We start from the raw sequence: 19,706 nt of genomic DNA, 5'->3' as shown, positions 1-19,706 counted from the left end.
GGTCTACGCTCCCAGTTGGAGCTGGGATCGAGACGTAGACGCAGGGCAGGTGCACCCGAGATGACCCGAAACGGAGACCTTTCCGGCCAGGTGGCGGTGGTAACGGGAGCGGCACGCGGTCTCGGCCTGCTGCTGGCCAGGTCGCTCGCCCGGCGGGGCGCCCGCGTCGCGCTGCTCGGCCTGGAGCCCGAGGAACTGGCCGCCGCCGCGCAGAGCTGCGGCCCGGACGCCGCCCACTGGACCGTCGACGTCACCGACGACGCCGCCATGCACGCGACGGCGGCGGAGGTCGCCGCGCGCTTCGGCCGGATCGACCTGGTCGTCGCCAACGCGGGCATCGCGACCGGCGGCCCCGTCCAGTACTCCGACGCCGCGACGTTCGCCCGCGTCGTCGAGGTCAACCTGCTCGGCAGCGTGACGACCGCCCGCGCGTTCGTCCCCGCGCTGCGCGAGACGAAGGGCCACTTCTTCCAGGTGGCGTCGCTCGCCGCGCTGTGCGCCGCGCCGATGATGGCCGCCTACTGCGCGAGCAAGGCCGGCGTCGAGGCGTTCGCGCACTCCCTGCGCGCCGAGCTGGCCCCGCACGGCGTGACGGTCGGCATCGGCTACCTGAGCTGGACCGACACCGACATGGTGCGCGGCGCCGACCAGGACGCCGCGCTCCGCGACATGCGCGCGTCCCTGCCGTTCCCCGCCAACCGCACCTACCCGCTGGAGCCGACCGCCGAGCGGCTGGCGCGCGGGATCGTCCGGCGCAGCCCGCACGTGTACGGCCAGGCGTGGCTGCCCGCGCTCCAGGCCGCCCGCGCGGTCGTCCCGACGGTCGTGACGCGGTTCGCGCGGCGCCGCCTGGCCGAGTTCGAGGACCGCTGGCTGGCCGCGGGCGCCAACACCCGCCTGGTCGGCGCGGGCGGCGCCGCCGCCGAGCGGAGTGTCGGCGGCGCCGGGTAACGTCCGGCGCGTGGAAGAACCCGACTGGCCGAACCTGGAGCACGCCTACGGCACGGCGGAGGACGTCCCGGCCCTGCTGGACGCGCTCGTCCCCGACGGCACCGCCGACGTCTGGGACGAGCTGTGGTCCCGCCTGTGCCACCAGGGCACGGTGTACTCGGCGAGCTTCGCCGCGCTGCCCCGGCTCACCGAGGCCGCGGCGGCCTGGGATCCCGCCGACCGGGTCATGGTCCTCGCCCTCGCCGCCGCCATCGCGGTCGAGTCGGACGACGGCGTGGCCGACCGGGACACGCTGCACGCCCTCACGACCGAGGCGCTGGCCGTCGCGGACGGCCCCGACGACACGGTCTACCTGCTCCGGGCGCTGCTGGCGTTCGAGGGCGTCCCGTTCTGGAGCGAGCACCTCGACCGCCTCGCCGGGCAGGAGTTCGAGGCGGTCTGCCCGGACTGCGAGACGCCGCTGTTCGTCGTCCTCGACTACGACGGCCTCGGCTACTTCGCGAGCGACGGCGACTACGTGCGCGGCCGGACGACCCCGCGCGCCCCGCTGCGTCCCGCCGACCCGGCCGCGCTGGACGGCCTCGGCGCCCGCCTCCACACGGCCTTCGCCGAGCGGGGCCACACCGCCCTCGCCGAGCACGTCCGCCACCTGTTCGGCGACACCGAGTGCCCGGCCTGCGGGCACGAGTTCCCCGTCGCCCCCGCCGTAGAAGAGACGCTCTGACCTGCGCTCACCGACCGGGCCGGACGCGCGGTGGTCACTGGCCGGGCCGGACGAGCGGGAACGGCACCGTCTCCCGGATTGAGCGGCCCGTCAGCGTGATGAGCAGCCGGTCGATGCCCATGCCCATGCCCCCGGCGGGCGGCATGGCGTACTCCAGGGCGCGCAGGAAGTCCTCGTCCAGCTCCATCGCCTCGGGGTCGCCGCCCGCCGCCGCGAGCGACTGCTCGGTGAGCCGCCGCCGCTGGAGCACCGGGTCGATCAGCTCGGAGTAGGCGGTGCCGAGTTCGAGCCCGAACACGATGAGGTCCCACTTCTCGGCGAGGCGCGCGTCGTCGCGGTGCGGGCGCGTCAGCGGCGACGTCTCCGCCGGGAAGTCCCGGACGAACGTCGGCGCCGCCAGCGTGTGCTCCACCAGAGCCTCGTACAGCTCCTGGACGATCCGCCCCTGCCCCCACGCCGGGTCGACGTTGACGTCGCGCGCCTCGGCGAACCGCCGGACGTCCGCGAGCGACGTGTCCGGCGTGATCTCCTCGCCGAGCGCGTCCGACACCGACCCGTACACGGTGATCTCGCCCCAGGGCGCGGCGAGGTCGACCTCGCGGTCCCCGCGCCGCAGGACGGTCGTCCCGAGCGCGGCCCGGGACGCGGCCAGCACGAGGTCGCGGGTGAGCGTCGCCATCGTGTCGTAGTTCCCGTACGGCTCGTACGCCTCCAGCATCGTGAACTCGGGGTTGTGCTTGTGCGACACGCCCTCGTTGCGGAAGTTGCGGTTCAGCTCGTACACCTTGCCGATCCCGCCGACGAGCAGCCGCTTCAGGTACAGCTCGGGCGCGATCCGCAGGTAGAGCTGCATGTTGTAGGCGTTGATGCGGGTGGTGAACGGCCGCGCCGCCGCTCCGCCGTGGACGGGCTGGAGCATCGGCGTCTCGACCTCCAGGTAGGACCGCTCGCGCAGCACGTCCCGGACGGCCCCGATCGCGTCCCCGCGCATCCGCAGCATCGCGCGCGCGTCGCCGTTGACGATGAAGTCGACGTACCGCTGCCGGACGCGGGCCTCGGGGTCGGTGAGGCCGCTGCTCTTGCCGGGCAGCGGACGCAGGCACTTGGCGGTGAGCTTCCAGGTCGCGGCGAGCACCGACAGCTCGCCCTTGCGGGACGTGACGACCTCGCCCGTCACGCCGACCTGGTCGCCGAGGTCGATCAGCTCCTTCCACGCGGCGAGCGCGTCCGCGCCGGTGGCGTCGGCGGTCAGCATGACCTGGAGGTCGTCGGTCTCGTCCCGCAGCGTCACGAAGATCAGCTGCCCGTGCTCGCGGGCCAGCACGACCCGTCCGGCGACCGACACGGTCTCCCCGGTGCGCGTGTCGGGCGGCAGCGCCGGGAACCGCGCGCGGATCCCGGCGGCGTAGTCGGTCCGGTCGAAGCCGAGCGGATACGGCTCCATCCCGGCCGCGCGGATCCGGTCGAGCTTGGCGTACCGGACGCGCTCCTGCTCCGACAGCCGCCGCCGGGGCGCGCGCCGCGCGTCGGCGTCCGCGTCGATCTTCTGGATGCGCGCCACGAGGTCGTCGGACGGCGCGGCGTGCGCGGCACGGTCCAGCCGGGGCCGGCTGAGGCTCGGCAGGAACCCCTCGGCGCGGGCGTAGGCGACGCCGAGCCGGACGAGGTGGCGGCTCTGCCGGTAGCAGATGAACCGGGGCCGCCACAGCGGCAGGTACTTGGCGTTGGCGAGGTACAGCGATTCGAGCTGGTAGAACCGCGACGCGAACGACAGCAGCTTGTAGTACAGCCGCGCGACCGGCCCCGCGCCGATCTGCGACCCGCGCTCGAACGCCGACCGCAGCATGGCGAAGTTCAGCGAGAGCTGCTGCGCGCCGACGGACGCGGCCTTCTCGGCGAGCTTGGCGACCATGTACTCGTTGAGGCCGTTCTCGGCGGCGCGGTCGCGGCGCATGAGGTCCAGCGAGAGCCCGGTGCGCCCCCACGGGACGAAGCTGAGCAGCCCCCGGAGCCGTCCGGACGCGTCGAACGCCTCGACCATGACGCAGCGCCCGTCGGTCGGGTCGCCGAGCCGGCCGAGCGCCATCGAGAACCCGCGCTCGGTCTCCTCGCCGCGCCAGGCGTTCGCGCTGCGGATCAGCTCGGCCATCTCCCAGCGCGGGATCTGCGAGTGCCGCCGGATCCGCACGGTGTACCCGGCCCGCTCGACGCGCCGGACGGCCTGCCGGACCTGGCGCATCTCCCGCCCGTCCAGGCTGAACTCCGACAGGTCGATGATGGCCTCGTCGCCGAGTTCGAGCGCGTCGAAGCCGTGCCGCCGGTACGCGCGGGCGGCGCGCTCGCCGACGCTGACGGCGCCGGGGATCCAGGCGTGGGCGCGGCACTCGCCGAGCCACGCCTCGATCGCCTGGTCCCAGGACTCGGGGTCGCCGAGCGGGTCGCCGCTGGCCAGCGACACCGACCCCTCGACGCGGTAGGCGATCGCGGCCTTGCCGTTCGGCGCGACGATGACGTCCTTGTCGCGGCGCAGCGCGAAGTAGCCCAGCGAGTCCTGGTCGCCGTACTCGGCGAGCAGCGTCCGGGCGGCGATCTCCTCTTCCGCGCTGAGGACGGCGTCACGGCGGCCGGGCCGGAACAGCGCCCAGAACGTCACGACGAGCAGCCCGGTGCCGAGCAGCCACAGGATCGCGTCCACCCAGAGCGGGACGTCCACGTCGATGGGCTTGCCGGTGACGCGCGGGCCGAGGACGGTCTGCGCGACCGCGTAGAGCGGGTGCGTCCAGAATCCGCCGCTGTGGTCGCGGTCGAACAGCGTGACCAGGAGCGTCCCGATCCCGAGCGTCACGATGAGCAGCCCGGTGAAGACGATGACGGCGAGCCGCCGGTTGCGCCGGTCCGGAAGCGTGGTGAACTGGCCGCGCGAGGCGATGACGAGGCACAGCGCGGCCCCGTACACGACGGCGGTGACGGCGAGTCCGTACGGTTCGGGCTGCTTGGCGCCGAACACGGCCCGGACGAGCCCGACCGCGCTCAGCGCCGAGTAGAACCCGAACACGGCGACGAGCAGCCGCCACGCCGCCTTCTTGCGCCGCCGCACGCCCATCGACAGCAGGATCCACAGCAGACCGACCGGAACGCTCGGGAACCATCCGAGATAACCGATCCATCGCAAAGCCCAGATGTCGGTGAGCTCGATGATGAGACCGTAGGAGACCCACGACAGCAGCGAGAGGACACCGGACAGCCGGGTGAACCAGAAGAAGATGGTCGGCGACGCCTCGATCAGGCTCCTGCCTTCGCCGCGCAGACCGTTCGTCGCCATGCGCCCCCCGTCGTGGCTCTGCCGTGTCGTCTTCTTTGTACCGGGTGTCACGTCCATCGTGCTTCATTCAAGGGCGGCGCCGGCGAACCTGCGCGCGGTTCCGGGCGTCCCAACGGGTAGGGGGTAACGGCGTGCGGGGCGGGTCCAAGAGTGTCATCAAAAGTCGATATGGTCGCGGATATGCCGAATGACACCACCGGCGAGCGTCTGCTCGCCCGTCGCTACCGACTGGTGAACCATGTCGGACGCGGCGGCATGGGGGCGGTCTGGAAGGCGCACGACGAGGTCCTCGGCCGGGACGTCGCCGTCAAGGAGGTCATCCTCCCGCACGGGCTCACCGACGAGGAACGCGCCGTGCAGTACAAGCGGACGTTCCGCGAGGCCCGCGCCGCCGCGCGCCTCGGCCATCCCGGCGTCGTCACCGTCTACGACGTCGTGGAGGAGGACGGCCGTCCCTGGATCGTGATGGAGCTGATCCACGCCCGCTCCCTCGACCAGGTCATCAAGCAGGACGGGCCGCTGGACGTCCGGCGCGCCGCCGACATCGGCCGGCAGATGCTCGCCGCGCTGCACGCCGCGCACGACGCGGGCGTCCTGCACCGCGACGTCAAGCCGAGCAACGTGCTCGTCACCGGCTCCACCGGACGCGGCGAGCGCGCCGTCCTCACCGACTTCGGCATCGCGACGGCGGCGGGCGACGCCACCCTCACCCAGACCGGCCTGGTCATGGGCTCGCCCGCCTACATCGCGCCCGAGCGCGCCCGGGGCCGCACCGCCGGGCCCGCGTCCGACCTGTGGTCGCTCGGCGTCACGCTGTACGCGATGCTGCACGGCCGGTCGCCGTTCGAGCGCAACGAGCCGATGGCGGCGCTGGTCGCGGTCATCACCGAGGAGCCCGAGCCGCCGTCGCGCGCCGGGCGCCTCACCCCGGTGATCGAGGGGCTGCTGCGCAAGAACCCCGACCAGCGGATGGACGCGATCCAGGCGGGCGCGCTGCTGGACGAGATCGTCCGCCAGGAGACCGTGGACGACCAGCGCACGCTGACCGTCGAGGTGCCCGAACCGCCCGCCGACCGGACGCGCGTCGGCGTGCCGGTGCCCGACCCCGGCCCGGCCGGGACGTCCCCGGCGGGGCGCGCCGGCCTGCCCGCGCCCGGCCGCAACGCGCTGCTCATCGGGGTGATCGCGCTCGTCGTGCTCATCGCGGTCGCGAGCATCGTGTACGCGAGCACGCGGCACGACAAGCCGTCGGGGAAACCGTCCGGGGCGCCGACGCAGCGCAAGGCGGCACCGCCGTCGTCGCCGCTGACGACACGCCCGGTGTCGACCGGCACGCCCGGCATTCCGGCGGGCTTCCACCGCTACAGCGACCGGACGGGCTACACCGTCGCGATCCCCGACGGCTGGACGGGCCCCAAGCACCGCCAGTACGGCGACTACTTCTACGGGCCCGACGGCCACAGCTACATCCAGATCGCGCAGACCTCCAGCCCCGGCGCCAGCGCCCTGGCGGACTGGCGGCGGCAGGAGAACGGCGGCCGGGGCTTCCGGGGCTACGAGCGCGTCCGCATCGAGCCGACCGGGGACCACCCGCCCGTCCCCGACACCGGCGACGGCGCGAAGTCGGCGGACTGGGAGTTCACGCACACGCTCGGCTGGGGCCGCGCGCACGTCCTGAACCGGGGGTTCGTCGCGAACGGGCACGGCTACGCGATCCTCGTGACGCTCCCCGACTCCGGCTGGTCCGGACGGATCGCCGCGCTGGAACCGGTCTTCGCGTTCTTCACCCCCGCCCGCTGAGCCGTCGCACGAGAGAGCAGGATCGTTCATGTCCGAGGACACCGTTCTCGCCGGGCGGTACCGGCTGGTCTCGGTCGTCGGCCACGGCGGCATGGGGACGGTCTGGCGCGCGCACGACGAGACCCTGGACCGCGAGGTCGCCGTCAAGGAGGTGCAGCTGCACCCGTCCCTGGACGACGCGGAGCGCCGCGAGCGGCACCGGCGGACGCTGCGCGAGGCGCGGGCGTCCGCGCGGCTCAACCATCCGGGCGTGGTGACCGTCCACGACGTGGTGGACGCCGACGACCGGCCGTGGATCGTCATGGAGCTGGTCGACGCGCGCTCGCTCCAGGAGGTCATCGACGAGGACGGCCCGCTCGCGCCCGACCGCGCCGCCGGGATCGGGCGCCAGCTCGTCGCGGCCCTGCGCGCCGCGCACGCGATCGGGATCCTGCACCGGGACGTGAAGCCCGCGAACGTCCTGCTGACCCGGGACGGGCGCGCGGTCCTCACCGACTTCGGCATCGCGCAGCTCGCCGGGGACGCGACCCTCACCCGCACCGGGCTGATCATGGGGTCGCCCGCGTACATGTCGCCGGAGCGGGTGCGCGGCGAGAAGGCGCTGCCCGCCTCCGACCTGTGGGCGCTCGGCGCGACGCTCTACGCCGCCGTGGAGGGCCGACCGCCGCACCACCGGACGGACGCGATGGCCGTCCTCGCCGCCGTCATGACCCAGCCGCCGGACCCGCCGCGCAACGCGGGCGCGCTGGCGCCGGTGCTGTTCGGGCTGCTGGACGCCGACCCCGTCCGGCGGCTGACGGCCGACGCCGCCGACGCCGCGCTCGCCGCCGTCGCGGCGGGCCAGGCGACCGCGCCGCTCCCGTACGCGCCGCCGCCTTCGCCCGGCGGGACCGCGCTGGACGCCGGGCCGACGCCCGCGCCCGTTCCGGTCCCGGTACCCGTGCCGTCGCGGACGTGGGACGTCCCGCTGCCGCCGCCCCCGCCGCGCCGCCGGTCGCCGCTCGTCCCGGTGCTGGCGGGCATCGCGGTCACGGCCGTCCTGGCGGGCGTTCTGGCCTACGCGCTGTGGCCGAAGAAGGACAATACGGCGCCGCCGCGCGCCGGAGGCCCGTCCACCACCGGCACGACCGGTCCGCCGACCGCGCCCGCGACCACGCCCGTCGCGCAACCGCAGGTCCCGGCGGGGATGCGGCTCGCGTCCAACAACGGCTACCGGCTCCCGGTGCCCGTCGGCTGGACGGTCAAGGACGACCCGCCGTACCGCCGCTCCTGGACCGATCCGGTCACCAAGGCGTACGTCCTCGTGGACGAGACGCCGTGGACCGGCGACCCCTACACCCACTGGCAGAATTTCGAGGTCGAGGCGCGGACCAACGGCCGCCTCCCCGGCTACCGGCACGTCTCGCTGACCTGGGCGAACGGCGGTCAGGCCGCCGACCTGGAGTACACGTGGATGAACGGCGCGATGCGGGCCGTCACCCGGGGCGTCGAGGCGAACGGACGGCACTACGCGGTGATGGTCGCCTATCCGGTGCGGTCGTCGTCGCGGCGCCCGCTGCTGCTGCGCTCCCTGCACGGCTTCCGTCCGTGACGGGGTGTATGTTTCGCTCCGGCCAGTGGAGACCGACCCCGCGAACCGTGAACAATAACGTGGACGTACGCCCCCGCAGGGCGTGCAATGAAACCGTGGGACGCGCGGACGCGTCCGACTGAGCGACAGACGGCAGGACGGCGAGGCGTTCCCGCGCGCCCTCGGCCGGAGAAAACGGCGGGCGACGGGGAGACCGGGCGGAACATGACACAGGATCGTCTCCTCGGCGGTCGCTACCGCCTCGACGCGGTGGTGGGCCGGGGCGGGATGGGCACGGTGTGGCGCGCCTACGACCTCACGCTCGACCGCGAGGTCGCGATCAAGGAGGTCGTGCTGCCGCCCGGGCTCAGCGCGGCCGAACGCGGCGTCCTCTACGAGCGGACGTTCCGGGAGGCGCGCGCGTCGGCGCGGCTCAACCATCCGGGCGTGGTGACCGTCCACGACGTCGTCGAGGCGCGGGACCGGCCGTGGATCGTCATGGAGCTGGTCCGCGCGCGGTCTTTGCAGGACCTGCTGGAGCTGGGGCCGCTGGAGCACCGGCGCGTCGCCGAGATCGGCCTGCAGATGCTCGCCGCGCTGCGCGCCGCGCACGAGAAGGGCATCCTGCACCGGGACGTGAAGCCGAGCAACGTCCTCATCACCGACACCGGGCGCGTCGTCCTCACCGACTTCGGCATCGCGCAGGTCGAGGGCGACGCGACGCTCACCCAGACCGGCCTGGTCATGGGCTCGCCCGCCTACATCCCGCCCGAGCGCGCGGCGGGGGAGCGCGCGGTGCCCGCCTCCGACCTGTGGGCGCTCGGCGCGACGCTCTACGCCGCGCTGGAGGGGCACTCGCCCTATGAGCGCTCCGACGCGATGTCGTCGTTGCAGGCCGCGCTGACCGAGCCGGTGCCGCGCGGACGCAACGCCGGTCCGCTGGCGCCCGTTCTGGACGGTCTGCTGGCGCGTGAGCCCCGTCATCGGATGAGCCCGGACGAGGCGCGTCCGCTGCTGACCCGCGTCGCGTCCATGCCCGCGCCGTCCCCGGCGCCCCCGCCGCCTTCCACGGTCGTGGAGGACACCGTCCTGGACGACCTGTCGGGCTTCTCGGCGAAGACCGTCACCGACGACAAGGCCGCGTCGACGGTGCTGGACTCGTCCGAACTCGAACCGGTGACCCGCCGCGAATCCGGACGCGCCCTGTCCCGCGACCCCGGCCCGGCCCGGCCCACGTCCCACGATTCGGGCCCGTCGCGCTCGGGCCCGTCGTCCCACGACGTCGGCCCGTCGCGCTCCGGCCAGTCCCGGGACCCGGGCCCGTCCCGCGCGGGCCTGTCCCGCGACCAGCCGCAGGACCGGCGCGCCCCGCGCCCCGACCCGCGCTCCTGGACGCCCGAGCCGACGCCGCCCCCGACGCCCCCGCCCGTCCCGAACGAGCAGGAGGCGCGGACGCTCCTGGAGCCGAACGCGTGGGAGCCCCACCCGTCCAACCAGGGCGGCTGGGACGGCTCGTCGTCCTATCCCCACTGGCCCGACCGCACGCCGTCCTACGACCGCGAACGCCGCCGCACCATGATCGTCGTGACGATCGCCGTCATCGTCGCGGTCGCCGCCGTCCTGGCGGGCGCCTTCATCGTCCGCCAGCGCGTGAACCACGACGAGGGCGCGCCCCGTCCGCACACGGTCGTCACCACGCCCCTGACCTGACGCGGCGCGAGGCCACGTGCCGCGAGGTGACGGCGCGAGGTGACGTGCCGCGAGGTGACGGCGCGAGGTGACGTGCCGCGAGGTGGCGCGGCGGGGTGGCGCGGTGCGAGGTGGCGCGGCGGGGTGGCGCGGTGCGAGGTGGCGCGGCGGGGTGGCGTGGCGGGGTGACGCGGCGGGGTGACGCGGCGGGGTGACGCGGCGCAAGGTGACGCGGCGAGGTGACGCGCCGAGGTGACGCGGCGCAAGGTGACGCGGCGAGGTGGCGCGGCGGGGTGACGCGGTGCGAGGTGACGCGGCGGGGTGGCGCGGCGGGGTGACGCGGCGGGGTGGCGCGGCGGGGTGACGCGGCGGGGTGACGCGGCGGGGTGACGCGGCGGGGTGACGCGGCACGGCCCGATGAGCACGGCGTCGCGCGGCGGTCAGACGCGCTGGGCGAGCCCGGTGATGGCGGTGGTGTCGGCCTGGACGGCGGGCTGCTCGGAGACCACGTCCGTCATCTGCATGACGGGCAGGACGAGCGGCGGCGGGCTGGCCGGGGTGAAGGTCAGCGGGATCCCGAGGACCTTGGCCGACATCTTCGTCGTGTACATGACGACGTCGCCGGTGAACGTCAGACCGGGCGTGGTCAGGACGGACGTCGTGCCGCCGTGCGCCGTCCGCTGGTCCACGTTCTTCAGGTCGGCCTTGCTCATGCTGAACTTCAGCGCCTTCACCGTGCCGGACGCCGTGTTCAGCGACGCGACGCCGTCATAGCTGAGGCCCGTCATCGTGAGCGACCCGGCCTTGAGCGTCGTGGCGTCCGTCGCGAAGGACGGCCCGGCGGCCGTAGCCGTCTTCGCAGCCGGCGCACACGACGCCGGAGCCTTCTTCAACGCGTCCAGATAAGCCCGCGTCTCAGCCTCCGCCGTCCCGGACGGCTTCACCGGACACGCCGAGGGCGTGGCCGACGGCGTCGCACTCGGCGCGGGCGTCCCGCTGGGCGCGGGCGTAGCATTGGGCGAGGCCGCAGCACTGGGCGAGGCTGCGGCGCTCGCACTCGGAGTCGCGCTGGGCGTAGGCGTCGCGCTCGGCGACGGCGCAGCGAAGTGCAGCCCCGCGACCACCGGCAGCAACGCGGGCGCGGCGAACGCGAGCACCCGCCCATGGCGCGGCGTGGCGGACGGGTTATCCACAGAAGTGGCCTGACCTGGCGTTGGGGCACCCGCGCGTTGGACACTAGAAGTGGGGTCGCCCCCCTGGGCGGGCGGGGGCTGTTCCGCCCCCGTAGCACCAGCCGCAGGCGCCGCGAAATGCAGCCTTGCGACGGACGGAGCGTCGTCCCGCGTGTACGGGTACGCGTCGCCGGACGCGGCGCGGTACGGCCGGGTGCCGGACGGCCCGTCGGCGTCCGCGTCGCGTGGACCGCCGTCGCGGGAGGTCTCCTCGGGCTCGGCGGGGTCGCTGTCGGGGGCCGTCCCGCTGGGGGCGGTAGGGGTCCAGGCGAAGCCGAGGGCGCCGCCGATCAGCCCGAGCAGCATCCCGATCAGGAAGCCGCCGAAGTTGGACGTCAGGAACGACACCAGCGACAGCAGCACTGCGAGGATGCCGTAGAACGTCCGCTGCTGCGGCTGCGTCCACAGCAGCACCCCGGCGACGGCGAGCAGCGCGCCGATCAGCCAGCTCGCCACCCCGGCCATGCCCTGGTGGACGACGAGCGGCATCGGCGCGAGCGGGATGGCGATCAGCTCGGCTCCGGCGAGGACGGCGAGCAGCCCGCCCCAGAACGGCCGGGTCCGCCGCCAGCGCCGGAAGCCGCGCGGCGCGGGACGCGTCTGATGGGCCACGGTCAGAAACACTCCCCACCGAGCTTCATGCTGAGGTTGTTGAGCTTGAACGTCCCGGCCGTCGTGGCCCAGGCGACCTGCTTGACGTCGGTGAGCGTGACGTGCGAGGCCTGCTGCCCGAACATGCCGGTGGCGCCGCGCGCGCCGGACGGCCCGGCGTCGAGGGTGCTGGCGTCGCGCCCGATCTGGATGTCGCGGAAGGACGCGTTGGCGTCGAGCTGCGCGACGTCGAGGACGAGGTCGGTGGCCTCGACGGGGTCCTTGCCGGTCCCGGCGGTGAGCCGCAGCGTGAACGGCCCGACCTTCATGGACTGGCACATGTCGCGGATCGTGGCGTGCTTGATCCCGGAGATCTGGACGGGGTGCTTCTGCCCGTCCTTGCTCTCGTCGGCCCCGCCGTACTGGACGAACCCGTCGCCCTCCAGGGACGCGGCGCGGACCTTGAAGCTGCTGCCGGACACCGCGAACGAGGAGGCGACCGCGCCCTGCCCGGTGAGGAACATCAGCGCGCCCGCGCCGACGGCGGCGGGGACGGCGAGGGCGGCGAACCGCTTCCAGCGGGTCCGGCCGAGGGACGCGGCGGGGGTTTCGGACATGGGGAACGCTCCGTACAAGAGTGCGCGAAAAGTGATGAACCTCTCGCAAGTTACCCTCAAGTACTTACTTGCACCAAACCCCAGAAGGTAAAGAAACCCGTAGCGACCTGCACAAACCGGTCAGCGAACGTTCGGCGAACCCGCAGCCGAGTGACAAAACGTCAGGACAGCAGGGCCCGGACGGTGGTCCGCAGCTCGTCCAGCCGCGTCTCGACGTCCGACAGCGGCAGCTCCGCGTCCTTGGCCCGCAGCCGCGCCACCGCGGCCTCCACCTGACCCACCTGCCGATTCAGCAGGGCGGGAACGTTCTCGTCGGAGGGAAGGGCGCGCCGCAGCAGCTCCGCCCGCCGCCGCACCTCCGCCTCCCGCCGGTGCAGATCCACGAACACCGACACCTTGGCGCGCAGCAGCCACGGATCGAACGGCTTGGTCAGATAGTCCACGGCCCCGGCGGCATAGCCCCGGTACGCGTCGTCCCCGGCATCGCCCGCGGCCGTGAGGAAGATGATCGGGACGTCCCGCGTCCGCGCGCGCCCCTTGATGTGCTGCGCCGTCTCGAACCCGTCCATCCCCGGCATGATCACGTCGAGCAGGATGAGCGCGAACTCGTCGTTCAGCAACTCCTTCAGCGCGGCCTGCCCGGACGTCACGGCCACGACCTCGACCGGCAGGGCGTCCAGCACCGCCGTCAGCGCGACGAGGTTCTCGTCGCGGTCGTCCACGGCCAGGACCTTCGCGGATTTCGCCTGCACCGTCATCCTCCGCGGGTCGGGGGCGTCTCGCAGGCCACCCACCTTGTCACGTCGGTGCGGGTGGCGACAGCCCATCGGCGGGGCCGGGTCAGGGCAGCCAGCCGGGCTTGACGAGCCCGGACTCGTAGGCGAACACGACGAGCTGCGCGCGGTCCCGCGCCCCGAGTTTGATCATAGTGCGGCTGACGTGCGTCTTGGCGGTCGCGGGGCTGACGACGAGCCGCGCCGCGATCTCCTCGTTGCTCAGCCCCTCGCCGACCAGCGTCATCACCTCGCGCTCCCGGTCGGTCAGCGCGTTCAGCCGGGGCGCGACGACGGGCTCCTTGGCGCGCGCGGCGAACTCGGCGATGAGCCGCCGCGTGACGCCGGGGGACAGCAGCGCGTCCCCGCGCGCCGCCGCCCGCACCGCCGCGACCAGCTCGACGGGCTCGGTGTCCTTCACGAGGAACCCGGACGCGCCGCCGCGCAGCGCCTCGAACACGTACTCGTCCAGCTCGAACGTGGTCAGGATGACGATCCGCACCCCTTCGAGCGAAGCATCGGCCGTGATGCGCCGCGTGGCCTCCAGCCCGTCCAGCCCCGGCATCCGGATGTCCATCAGCAACACGTCGGGCCGCAGCCGCCGGGCCAGCTCGACCGCCTCGTCCCCGGTCCCGGCCTCCCCGACGACCTCGACGCCGTCCTGCGCGTCCAGCAGCGCGCGGAACCCGGCGCGGACGAGCACCTGATCGTCCGCGAGCACGACTCTGATCATCGCCGACCTCCTCGATCCCGCGCCCAGTCAAGCATCCAGCCGCAGATGCCGCGCGCGGTAGAGGATCGCGCCCAGTCAGGCATCCAGCCGCAGATGCGGCGCGCGGTGGGGATCGGCCCCGGCCAAGCATGCAGCCGCAGGTGCCGCGCGCGGTAGAGGATCGCGCCCGGTCAGGCATCCAGCCGCAGGTGCGGCGCGCGGTGGGGATCGCGCCCGGTCAGGCATCCAGCCGCAGATGCGGCGCGCGGTGGGGATCGGCCCCGGCCAAGCATGCAGCCGCAGGTGCCGCGCGCGGTAGAGGATCGCGCCCGGTCAGGCATCCAGCCGCAGATGCGGCGCGCGGTAGGGATAAAGCCGTTCTTTGGGCAGGAGCGCCTTCGCGCGGCTCGTGCGCCCGTCCAGCAGCAGCCCGTGGATCTTGCGGACGAGTGGTGTCAGATCCCTGATTTCGCGCACCCACTCGTCGGCGTACTCGCCGATCACATGGCGGCTGATCCCGACCTGAATGCTGCGCGCGTCCAACGGAGCGCCGTGGATCGTCCGCTCGGGATCCCACTGGACGTGCACCGTCGCCCGCTTGAACGCGGCCCGCCATTCCGTCGCGTCCCGGAACACCGACCGATCGGGCCCGGTCAGCACCGCCCGGTCCAAAGCGCTCTCCCACCCCGCACGGCTGATCCGCACCCCGAGCACCATTTCCTGCCCGGGCTTGCGCGCCCATCCGCTGCGCGCCATCAGCCACAGGAAGGACGGCTTGATCCACGTCATCCGGGTCCGCGAGAACGGCGGCACGAACCGTCCGGCCGCGACCGCCGGCGCCCCGATCGCCCGCCCGTACGCCTGGTAGACGACGATCGAGTCCCGGTCATGGTCAGCGCGAATCTCGAACAGCTCCACCGCCCGACCGTGCCCGCCGCAGCCCGGAAAAGCAACGCATTTCCGCCCGGAGCGCGGTCAGCCCTGCCCGGAATGCGATCAGCTTCGCCGGGAGTGCGGTCAGCCCTGCCCGGAAAGCGGTCAGCTTCGCCGGGAGTGAGGTCCGCCCGCCCGGAGTGCGGTCAGCTTCGCCGGGAGCGCGGTCAGCAGGGCTTCAATGAGCTGATCTTGCGCGCGAAACCGGCGTCGATCTCGCCTCGCGACCCCGCGAGCGGTTCGTGTTGTGCGGCCCTCCTCTCGCCGTGGAAGTCGGCGTGCTCCCAGAGGCACCACCGCACGCGGGTGCGGTTCCACGCCGAGAACACGTGATCGTTCAGATGCCCTTCGAGCGCGGCCAGGTTCGGCGCTCGCCGCGCGAAGGACAGCCGGGCGCCGGTCCCGCCGGAGCCGTACCAGATGCACATGCGCCCCTGTGGGCAGTCCTCGAAGCTGCGGACGCCCGCCGGACCGCCCTGCGCCGTCGCCCAGCCGGGTGGGGCGCCCGCGACGATTCCGGCGCAGGTCAGCAGTGCCAGCAGGGCGCTGAGGTGAACGCGCATCCCTTCCCCTCCTTGTGACTCTTGGTGATCTGACGGACACGTTATGCGCACGGGGCTCCCGGGAGTCCTGTCCAGACAGTTCGGACGGCCTTGCCCTCGGGGGAGGAAAGTGGGCCGCGCCCGCCGCGAGTGCGGCGGACGCGGCCCGGGGTCGGCGGATCAGCCCTGCGAGAGGGCCTTCATGACGGCGGACGGGTCGCCGTCGAAGTAGTCGCGGACGACGGCCTGGAGCACGGCCAGGGCCCGCAGGCCGGGGACGAGGTCGTCGTCGGGGCGGGGGTCGGCGGGCTGCTTGGCGGTGCCGAGCTTGAGCAGTTCGTGGATCTCGGTGGCGGGGTACCGCCGGTGCCCCGACGGCAGCGTGATCGGGTGCAGCGTTCCCATGCGCGCCCACCGCGTGACGGTCTTCGGATCGACGCGGAAGAACTGCGCCACCTCCGACGGCGTGTAGAGAGTCGGCTGCTCGTGTTCGGTTTCGCTCATGACTTTCCCAGTGCTGGACGGCTCGGTGGCCGTACGACGGACGTGGAGGTGAACGGCGGGGCCTGCGGGCCGTACCGGACCGACTGCCGAGCGGCATCGGCCGCTCCGGACACGGCCCGCAGGGGTGGGACGAGCGCCCGGGAGCCCGAGGACGAGGGGACACGGGCGCTCACGACGGCCGCCGGGCGCGCGGCGGCCGGACCTCCGGCCCGTCCTGTCCCCACCTCACGGGACGGGCCGAAGGAGCCGAGAGAGGCGCCGGGGGAGCACCGGCGCGGCGCCTAGGGGACCGCGAGGACGGCGTAGACGGCCTTGCCGCCGCCCGCGAGCGGATTGACGCCCCACGCGGCGGCGAGGGCCGCGACGGTCGCGAGCCCGCGTCCGTTCTCGGCGTCGGTGTCCGCGAGGTCGCCGGGTGCGGGCCGCTGCGAGCTGGAGTCCCACACCTCGATGACGGGTCCGGCGTCCGAGTCGTACAGGTGGACGTGGATCCTCTGCCGCCCGTTCGCGTGGACGTAGGCGTTGGTGACCAATTCGCTGGTGACGAGTCGGGCGTCCTGTATTAGGGAGGACGCATAACCGCGTGCCGTAAACCACCGCACGACATATTCGCGGGCGGTACGAACGGCGCGGGCCGTGGACAGTATGGTGAGAGTGGAAACGTCGTTAAGCGGATCGAGTCCAGGCGATCTTTCCTCGGTGATCATCGTTGCGGCCTTTGATGCGACGGCGGGTTTTTTTTCGGATCGCGTCCCATCTAGCCACCGATTCGCGTACCGTGCCACCCAAGTCTGGCGCCTCAAACGGGTGGCGCGGACATGGATGGCGTAATTACTTACGATGGTTACGCCGCGCCGAAGGAGGAAAGAACATGGCGGCTCGCCGCAGGACCAATCACGTGCTCAAGGCGTACGGCTCTTTCGTCCGCGGGAAGCGGGAGGAGACGGACCTCAACATCGCGCAGCTCGCCAAAAGGCTTCAGGTCTCGGCAAGCTACGTGAGTCAGGTCGAAGCGGGCGTGACGCGCTGCCGCCGCGACTTCTCCGAGCGCACGGACAAGGCGCTCGATGCGAAGGGCGAAATCATCAAGAAGTGGGACGAAATGGTCCGCAACGCGAGCTACCCCGCGTACTTCATCGACTTCTCGCACGCCGAGCAGGCCGCGACCCTGCTCCGCGTCTACGAGTCGCAGCTCATCTACGGCCCGTTCCAGACCGCGGACTACGCCAAGGTCCTGCTCGGGAAGGAAGACCTGATCCAGGCGCGCCTCGCCCGGCGGGGGATGCTCGACCGCGAGGACGCGCCGCTGGTCTGCGTCATCCTGGACGAGACCATCCTCTACCGGCAGGTCGGGTCGCGCGAGGTGATGCGCGCCCAGATCGAGCACCTCATCGAGATCTCCCACCACGATAGGGTTCACCTTCAGATCGCCCCGATCGCCTACTACCGGGGCGTGTTCGGCTCGTTCCACATCGCGACTCAGCTCGACCGCACCGAGGTCCTCTACGAGGAGAAGACGGCCGACGCCGTCACCTCGACCAAGGCGGGCGAGCTGGTGATGGCGAACGAGGCGTTTATGACGCTCACGACCCGCGCCCTCAACCTGGAGGACTCGCGGGCCTTCCTGAAGAAGGTGCTGGAGGAGAAGTGGACCTGACTAACGTCCGGTGGCGCAAGGCATCCCGCAGCGACGACCGGGGCGGCGCCTGCATCGAACTGGCGAACGTTCCCCACACGGTCGCGGTTCGGGACAGCAAGGACCCTGAAGGCCCGAAGCTCGTCGTCGCACGCGCTGACTTCCGCCGCTTCGCGACCGCCGTCCGGGGTATCTGACAAACGACCCCCGGACCAAAAGGAGCAGGGCCGATGGAAGCCAACTGGCGCAAGGCGTCCCGCAGCGACGAGAACGGCGGCCACTGCATCGAACTGGCGAACGCCCCCGCCGCGATCGCCATCCGCGACAGCAAGAACCCCGAAGGCCCGGAACTCCACGTCCCCCGCCCCGCTTTCCGCCGTCTCACGGCGGCGATCCGGGGCGCCTGACCCCGAACCCCCGACGAAGTAGCGCCTCCTGGTCCGCCCTCCCGGACAGGGGGCGCTCGCCTTTCCACCACCGGAACAAGCGACAGAAGGTCCAGATGGGAATAAGGGGGTAGTTCGCTTTTCCACTCGTCCCCGAACGACGCCCGTCCTACGCTGGCCGCGTCCAACGGCACGGAAAGGACGGTCACGTGGGAAAGCACAGCAAACCAGCGACTGAGGCGGACACCCGCGACGTCATCCCCGACCGAGTCTGGCGCCGAATGCTGGACGCTCTGGACCTGAAACCGGGCATGTCCGTCCTGGAGATAGGCACGGGCACCGGCCAAACAGCCACCCGCCTGGCCGAGGCCGGAGCCCGAGTGACAACGGTCGAACCCACCCTGGACCTGGCCCCGACACCGCCGCCCGCCCTGGCCGCCCGCATCACCGTAATCACCGGCGACGCCGAAAAAGGCGCCCCCGATCAGGCCCCCTTCGACCGAGTGGTGTCCCCTGCGGGCACCCACAAGATCCCCCCGGCCTGGATCGAACAGACCAAAGAAGGCGGCCGGATAGTCGTCCCCTACACAGGCCCCGAATACCCCGGTGCCCTACTGGCCCTGAGCGTGACCAAAGGCACGGCCACCGGCGGCGCCACCACCGACAAGACCACCGTCCGCCCCCGCCGCGGCAAACACCAGAAATCCCCCCGCCCAACCCCCGCTGGCCCCCTGAACCGCCTCCACCTGACAGCCACCCCGACCTCCCAGACCGTCAGCTTCACCTGACCCTCGCCGCACGACAGCCGAAACCCGGCACGGGCCGCCCCCTCACAAGCGCGGCACCGCACCTGCGGGCCCCCGGCCCGCTCACCGCGCCGCCCCCGGCGAGCGGCCCGTCCGGCCGGGCGGCCCGCACGCCCCCGCGCGCGGCCCACGACGCCGCCGTCCCGGCGAAACGTCAGGCGATCCGCTCCTCAGGCCTGTTCGCGGCCGGAAACCTGCCTCCCCGCGAACCGTCCGTCCTCGAAGCGAAAGATCGCGCCCACCCGGCGCCGCGACACCCTCGACCGCGATGCCCTCGGCGACGACGCAGACGCCAGGAACGCGGGCGGCAAGCACGCGCCGAGCGGCCGTGCCCGCCCGCCGACACCGGGCGGAAGGCCGAGAAGGCGGACGCGCCGACGCCCCCACGAACAGACCCTGCGCACCGCGCGACGCCCGTCCGCCACAGAAGGACTCGACGTCCCCCCGGACGAGACCGCACGCCGCGCGGACGTCGGCACGTCGGACACGCGTCGTCGCCCGACGGCCGCCAACCTACGGGTCGCGCCGCCCGCGCTGCCCGCGCCGTGCGCGCTGCCGCGCTGCCGCGCTGCCGCGCTGCCGCGCTGCCGCGCTGCCCGCGTCGCCCGCGTTGCCGCGTCGCCCGCGCCGTCCGCGTCGCCCGCGTTGCCGCGTCGCCCGCGCCGTGCGCGCTGCCGCGCTGCCCGCGCTGCCGCGCTGCCCGCGCTGCCGCGCCGTCCGCGTCGCCCGCGTTGCCGCGTTGCCGCGTTGCCGCGTCGCCCGCGCCGTGCGCGCTGCCGCGCTGCCCGCGCTGCCGCGCCGTCCGCGCTGCCGCGCCGTCCGCGTCGCCGCGCCGTCCGCGTCGCCGCGCTGCCGCGCCGTCCGCGTCGCCGCGCTGCCGCGCCGTCCGCGTCGCCGCGCTGCCCGCGCTGCCGCGCC

18 protein-coding genes and 1 pseudogene are annotated in these 19,706 nt (G+C 73.2%); 10 read left to right on the top strand and 9 right to left on the bottom strand.

Annotated elements, in window-relative coordinates:
* Positions 1-60: 60 nt before the first annotated feature.
* Positions 61-951, top strand: a complete 891-nt coding sequence (locus tag GQ466_RS28660; RefSeq protein ID WP_161106194.1) for an SDR family oxidoreductase — start codon at positions 61-63, stop codon at positions 949-951.
* Between the two features lie 10 nt (positions 952-961).
* Positions 962-1,675, top strand: a complete 714-nt coding sequence (locus GQ466_RS28655; protein ID WP_161106193.1) for a hypothetical protein — start codon at positions 962-964, stop codon at positions 1,673-1,675.
* Positions 1,676-1,709: 34 nt separating this feature from the next.
* Here GQ466_RS28655 and lysX read toward each other — a convergent pair whose 3' ends face one another.
* Entirely contained in the window at positions 1,710-4,997 is a 3,288-nt protein-coding gene (lysX, locus tag GQ466_RS28650) for a bifunctional lysylphosphatidylglycerol synthetase/lysine--tRNA ligase LysX (protein WP_202421274.1), read from the bottom strand.
* A 180-nt stretch (positions 4,998-5,177) separates the two neighbouring features.
* Here lysX and GQ466_RS28645 point away from each other — a divergent pair, with 180 nt between their 5' ends.
* The 3 genes from GQ466_RS28645 (at position 5,178) to GQ466_RS28635 (ending at position 10,077) form a co-directional block, all read left to right on the top strand.
* Complete coding sequence (locus GQ466_RS28645) at positions 5,178-6,797, top strand: serine/threonine-protein kinase (RefSeq protein WP_237418477.1); 1,620 nt, start codon at positions 5,178-5,180, stop codon at positions 6,795-6,797.
* Positions 6,798-6,825: 28 nt separating this feature from the next.
* A complete protein-coding gene (locus GQ466_RS31105) occupies positions 6,826-8,388 on the top strand; it encodes a serine/threonine-protein kinase (protein WP_202421273.1) in 1,563 nt (520 codons plus the stop codon).
* 204 nt (positions 8,389-8,592) lie between these two features.
* Entirely contained in the window at positions 8,593-10,077 is a 1,485-nt protein-coding gene (locus GQ466_RS28635; RefSeq protein WP_161106191.1) for a serine/threonine-protein kinase, read from the top strand.
* Positions 10,078-10,496: 419 nt separating this feature from the next.
* Here the strand turns inward: GQ466_RS28635 and GQ466_RS32085 are convergent, their stop codons facing one another.
* From GQ466_RS32085 to GQ466_RS28595, 8 genes and pseudogenes are all read right to left on the bottom strand, one after another.
* Positions 10,497-11,900: a DUF6114 domain-containing protein gene (locus tag GQ466_RS32085; RefSeq protein ID WP_337193662.1), complete on the bottom strand. Its 1,404-nt coding sequence runs from the start codon at positions 11,898-11,900 to the stop codon at positions 10,497-10,499.
* 2 nt (positions 11,901-11,902) lie between these two features.
* On the bottom strand, positions 11,903-12,496 hold the full coding sequence (locus GQ466_RS28625; RefSeq protein ID WP_161106190.1) for a DUF6230 family protein: 594 nt from the start codon (positions 12,494-12,496) through the stop codon (positions 11,903-11,905).
* Positions 12,497-12,657: 161 nt separating this feature from the next.
* Positions 12,658-13,254: a response regulator gene (locus GQ466_RS28620; RefSeq protein WP_202421272.1), complete on the bottom strand. Its 597-nt coding sequence runs from the start codon at positions 13,252-13,254 to the stop codon at positions 12,658-12,660.
* An 82-nt stretch (positions 13,255-13,336) separates the two neighbouring features.
* A complete protein-coding gene (locus tag GQ466_RS28615; protein ID WP_161106188.1) occupies positions 13,337-14,002 on the bottom strand; it encodes a response regulator in 666 nt (221 codons plus the stop codon).
* A 312-nt stretch (positions 14,003-14,314) separates the two neighbouring features.
* Complete coding sequence (locus GQ466_RS28610; protein WP_161106187.1) at positions 14,315-14,899, bottom strand: DUF4291 family protein; 585 nt, start codon at positions 14,897-14,899, stop codon at positions 14,315-14,317.
* 182 nt (positions 14,900-15,081) lie between these two features.
* Positions 15,082-15,477 (bottom strand): peptidase inhibitor family I36 protein, encoded by a 396-nt coding sequence (locus GQ466_RS28605; RefSeq protein WP_161106186.1) that lies wholly within the window; start codon positions 15,475-15,477, stop codon positions 15,082-15,084.
* 309 nt (positions 15,478-15,786) lie between these two features.
* Positions 15,787-15,960, bottom strand: a pseudogene (locus tag GQ466_RS32080) (helix-turn-helix domain-containing protein); the annotation flags it as partial.
* Between the two features lie 281 nt (positions 15,961-16,241).
* Positions 16,242-16,667, bottom strand: a complete 426-nt coding sequence (locus GQ466_RS28595) for an ATP-binding protein (protein WP_237418476.1) — start codon at positions 16,665-16,667, stop codon at positions 16,242-16,244.
* Between the two features lie 164 nt (positions 16,668-16,831).
* On the opposite strand from GQ466_RS28595, the gene GQ466_RS28590 reads away from it, so the two are divergent.
* From GQ466_RS28590 to GQ466_RS28570, 5 genes are all read left to right on the top strand, one after another.
* Positions 16,832-17,617 carry a helix-turn-helix domain-containing protein gene (locus tag GQ466_RS28590; RefSeq protein ID WP_161106183.1) on the top strand — a complete coding sequence of 262 codons (786 nt, stop codon included), beginning with the start codon at positions 16,832-16,834 and terminating at the stop codon, positions 17,615-17,617.
* Positions 17,608-17,793 carry a DUF397 domain-containing protein gene (locus tag GQ466_RS28585; RefSeq protein ID WP_161106182.1) on the top strand — a complete coding sequence of 62 codons (186 nt, stop codon included), beginning with the start codon at positions 17,608-17,610 and terminating at the stop codon, positions 17,791-17,793. Before GQ466_RS28590 ends, GQ466_RS28585 begins: the two co-directional genes overlap by 10 nt.
* 33 nt (positions 17,794-17,826) lie before the next feature.
* The gene (locus GQ466_RS28580) at positions 17,827-18,003 is read left to right on the top strand and encodes a DUF397 domain-containing protein (RefSeq protein WP_161106181.1); all 177 of its coding nucleotides are present in this window, start codon (positions 17,827-17,829) and stop codon (positions 18,001-18,003) included.
* 260 nt (positions 18,004-18,263) lie between these two features.
* Positions 18,264-18,770 (top strand): protein-L-isoaspartate O-methyltransferase family protein, encoded by a 507-nt coding sequence (locus tag GQ466_RS28575; protein ID WP_161106180.1) that lies wholly within the window; start codon positions 18,264-18,266, stop codon positions 18,768-18,770.
* Positions 18,771-19,452: 682 nt separating this feature from the next.
* A partial coding sequence (locus tag GQ466_RS28570; protein ID WP_161106179.1) for a hypothetical protein occupies positions 19,453-19,706 on the top strand: 254 nt, incomplete at its 3' end.

Source organism: Actinomadura rayongensis (assembly GCF_009831215.1).
Lineage (GTDB): Bacteria > Actinomycetota > Actinomycetes > Streptosporangiales > Streptosporangiaceae > Spirillospora > Spirillospora rayongensis.
Note: the sequence above shows the minus strand (reverse complement) of the source record. Positions and strands in the feature narration are given on the sequence as shown.